This is a genomic window from Microcystis sp. M165S2 (genome assembly GCF_020245885.1).
Classification (GTDB): Bacteria; Cyanobacteriota; Cyanobacteriia; order Cyanobacteriales; family Microcystaceae; genus Microcystis.
The window spans coordinates 1-3,283 of the sequence record NZ_JADBTZ010000212.1; the positions used below are offsets into that span (position 1 = coordinate 1).

At 41.3% G+C, this 3,283-nt stretch carries 5 protein-coding genes; 2 read left to right on the top strand and 3 right to left on the bottom strand.

What is annotated here, in order from left to right; genetic code table 11:
• A partial coding sequence (locus IM479_RS10935) for a helix-turn-helix domain-containing protein (protein WP_287685307.1) occupies positions 1 to 294 on the bottom strand: 294 nt, incomplete at its 3' end.
• A 91-nt stretch (positions 295 to 385) separates the two neighbouring features.
• On the opposite strand from IM479_RS10935, the gene asnS reads away from it, so the two are divergent.
• A complete protein-coding gene (asnS, locus tag IM479_RS10940; RefSeq protein WP_287685308.1) occupies positions 386 to 1,750 on the top strand; it encodes an asparagine--tRNA ligase in 1,365 nt (454 codons plus the stop codon).
• Between the two features lie 69 nt (positions 1,751 to 1,819).
• Here the strand turns inward: asnS and IM479_RS10945 are convergent, their stop codons facing one another.
• Entirely contained in the window at positions 1,820 to 2,143 is a 324-nt protein-coding gene (locus IM479_RS10945; RefSeq protein ID WP_287685309.1) for a Txe/YoeB family addiction module toxin, read from the bottom strand.
• Positions 2,133 to 2,417 carry a type II toxin-antitoxin system Phd/YefM family antitoxin gene (locus IM479_RS10950; RefSeq protein ID WP_272079755.1) on the bottom strand — a complete coding sequence of 95 codons (285 nt, stop codon included), beginning with the start codon at positions 2,415 to 2,417 and terminating at the stop codon, positions 2,133 to 2,135. The genes IM479_RS10945 and IM479_RS10950 overlap by 11 nt, the downstream gene beginning before the upstream one ends.
• 240 nt (positions 2,418 to 2,657) lie before the next feature.
• On the opposite strand from IM479_RS10950, the gene IM479_RS10955 reads away from it, so the two are divergent.
• On the top strand, positions 2,658 to 3,098 hold the full coding sequence (locus IM479_RS10955; RefSeq protein ID WP_287711781.1) for a hypothetical protein: 441 nt from the start codon (positions 2,658 to 2,660) through the stop codon (positions 3,096 to 3,098).
• Positions 3,099 to 3,283 lie beyond the last annotated feature (185 nt).

Genomic DNA, 3,283 nt, shown 5'->3' on the forward strand with positions numbered 1-3,283 from the left:
ATACTTAGTACGACCAGCAAAGAAATTGGTAAAAGCTGTTTGTAAATGTCTTAACCCTTGTTGCAAAGGTACACAGCTTACTTCATTGAGAAAGTCTAATTCTTCTTGCTTTTTCCAATCGGTTAGCATTGAAGAAGTTTGAGCGTAGCCTACTCTTTCTTGTCTTTCATACCATGCTTTTGTTCTGAGATGGAGAGCTTTGTTGTAAACCAATCTTACACAGCCCAAAGTGCGCCGCAATAGCGACTCCTGTTCGGGTGTGGGGTAAAATCGGAACGAGTAGGCTTTTTCCATGTCTCACATTTTAGCATATATTTGGTAAATGCGCTAGTATTTAAAGGTAAAGCCGTCGTAGAACGACGGGGTTTCAGACCCAAAATTTTCGATGACTACCAGAATCAAGGAAATCTTTCAGACAGGACAACCCGATCAATCCGTCACCGTGCAGGGTTGGGTGAGAACAAAACGAGAATTAAAAGAATTTACTTTCCTGGAAGTTAATGATGGCTCATCCCTAGCTAACTTACAAGTTATCCTCGAACCGACTTTACCCGATTATGAAAATGTACTAAAGTCAATTAGTACGGGAGCGGCGATCGCTGTTTCGGGAAATTTGGTTCCTTCCCCGGGTAAAGGGCAAAATATCGAGTTAAAAGCGGCCGAAATCACCCTTTATGGTGACTGTCCTGCGGATTATCCCCTACAAAAGAAACGTCATTCCTTTGAATTTCTGAGAACTATTGCCCATCTGCGAGCAAGAACCAACACCCTAGGGGCAGTAATGCGGGTTAGAAACGCTTGCGCTACCGCTATTCACACTTTTTTCCAAGAAAAAGGCTTTATTTGGGTACATACTCCTATTATTACCGCTAACGATTGCGAAGGTGCGGGAGAATTATTTACTGTCACCAGTTTAGACTTAAAAAAACCCGCCAATTTTGCCGAGGATTTCTTTGGTAAACGGGCCTATTTAACCGTCAGTGGACAATTACAAGCGGAAGTAATGGCTATGGCCCTATCTAATGTTTACACTTTTGGACCGACTTTTCGCGCCGAAAATTCTAATACTTCCCGTCATCTGGCCGAGTTTTGGATGGTGGAACCGGAAATGGCTTTTTGTGACTTGGAAGGAGATCAGGATTTAGCGGAGGCATTCCTTAAATATATCTTTAAATTCGTCTTAGAAAATTGTCCCGAAGATTTGCAGTTTTTTAACGAACGTATCGATAAAACGGTGTTAAGTACGGCCGAGAATATCGTTAATAGTGAGTTTGGCCGGATTACCTACAGCGAAGCGATCGAGTTATTAGAAAAAGCCGATCGTCAGTTCGAGTTTCCAGTAGAATGGGGCGTAGATCTACAGTCAGAACACGAACGTTATCTAGCGGAGGAACTATTCAAAAAACCCGTGATTGTCACCAATTATCCCAAGACAATCAAAGCTTTTTATATGCGTCTAGATGACAATAATAAAACTGTTTCCGCTATGGATATTTTAGCACCCAAGATCGGCGAAATTATCGGCGGTTCCCAACGGGAAGAACGATTAGATATACTGAGACAAAGAATGCAGGAACAGGGAATGAATCCCGATGATTTGTGGTGGTATTTAGATCTGCGTCGCTACGGTTCCGTTCCCCACGCCGGTTTTGGTTTAGGGTTCGAGCGTCTGGTACAATTCATGACGGGAATGACCAATATTCGCGATGTGATTCCTTTCCCTCGTACCCCTTTAAGTGCCGACTTTTAGGATGATGTCTGGGATCGACAGGAGAAAGGTTGTAATCCTCAAGCTTAAAGTGGGTGAATTTTGCTAAGTTTAGCCTGATTGATAATGATAGCGAGCTTGTAAAAAATAAACCTTATTTCCTGTGACTTTATAAACTAAACGATGTTCTAAATCGATCCGTCGTGACCAAGTGTCCGCGGCAATATACTTAAGAGGTTCCGGCCTACCCAATCCTGTAAACGGATCGCCATCCAAAATATCTGCCACTAAGTCTAAAATTTTATCGCCTTTTTTCGGTTCGTTCCGATACCACCAGGCTAAATCTGCTTTGAAATCAGGACTAAAAACGGGCAAATAACCATGAATAGGATTGTTTTTAGGTTTATCTGGCTTATTTTCTCTTTTAGGACTCAATTCCTAACTCCTCTTTTAATTCAGCTAATGTTTGAGGAGTTGCATCTTCTGTCTGGGCCCATTCTAAAGAGCGAAATAAGCGTTGGGCATTTTCTGGCGATCGCAATAAATAAACACACTCTAATAAACTGGAAAGCTCATCTTCAGCAATTAACGCCACATTTTTCTGATTGCGACGCTTAATGACGATAATTTGGGATTCGTCACACACCTGATCTAAGATACTGGCTAAATTCATTCTCGCCTGAGAGTAGGTGGTTTCTTTGCTTAACATGATTTTTAGGGGATACTTGTACAACCTTATTGTACAATTCCAAGCTCTTGAACTCCCCAGAAACCCCAAAATCTCGATCGCTGGTTAGGGAGAGAAATGTAAAGATTTATAAAATTGTAGCTTTTAATACAGTTGTGGGGGGGGGGATGTGTATTGTTGTTTTTGGTTTCCTTTATGGTTGGGTTAGGCTGTTGCTTAACCTGGCTGCGAGGGGGCAAACACTTATGTACTGCGTAGCGAATGGTGATGAAAAAAAGATTTTTCAGATGGCTACCAATTTTAGCCTTAACTACAGCTTTATCTTCTAACTTCTATCAGAATCACGATGATATTGCTCAAGCCCGTAATTTAAGACGTGTAAGCAATGGTTTTGCTTTCGAGATTCAGAATTGTAATAAAGACAATAATTCTGTAGTTTGTACTTTTATGGTTGCAAACTTAGGGGAAGTCAGAGATTTTCATTTTTCTCCCCGAGACTCTATCATCATTGATTCTACTGGCAAGCAATTGAAGGGATCGCGGTGCATTATTGGAGCAATAGGTCCAGGTGATCAAGCATATATGACAGATATGCCTTCTAGAGTCCCCATTAACGGAAAAATTCTCTTTAAAGGAAATTTGCCCGGAAGAATCGCTTATCTGCGATTAGTAGGTTCTAATTTCTCAGTTGAATGGAGGTAATATATTACCTCGGTTAACTGTTAACTGTTCACTGAATAAAGACTCGTAGCGACTGTCTTGATTGTCAAGGGGTAACTCAAAAAACAATCAAGGAGTTGCTGTCGAACCTAAAATCTCAAGCCAGAAAAAAGCGCAGCAAAAACTAAGTCGCTCAGGTTAAACCAAAGCAAGCGCAACCCTTGATC

Coding starts and splice junctions, on each gene's coding strand:
- asnS (WP_287685308.1), top strand. CDS start 386: ATGACTACCAGAATCAAGGAAATCTTTCAGACAGGACAACCCGATCAA.
- IM479_RS10950 (WP_272079755.1), bottom strand. CDS start 2,417: ATGTTAAGCAAAGAAACCACCTACTCTCAGGCGAGAATGAATTTAGCC.
- IM479_RS10955 (WP_287711781.1), top strand. CDS start 2,658: ATGGTGATGAAAAAAAGATTTTTCAGATGGCTACCAATTTTAGCCTTA.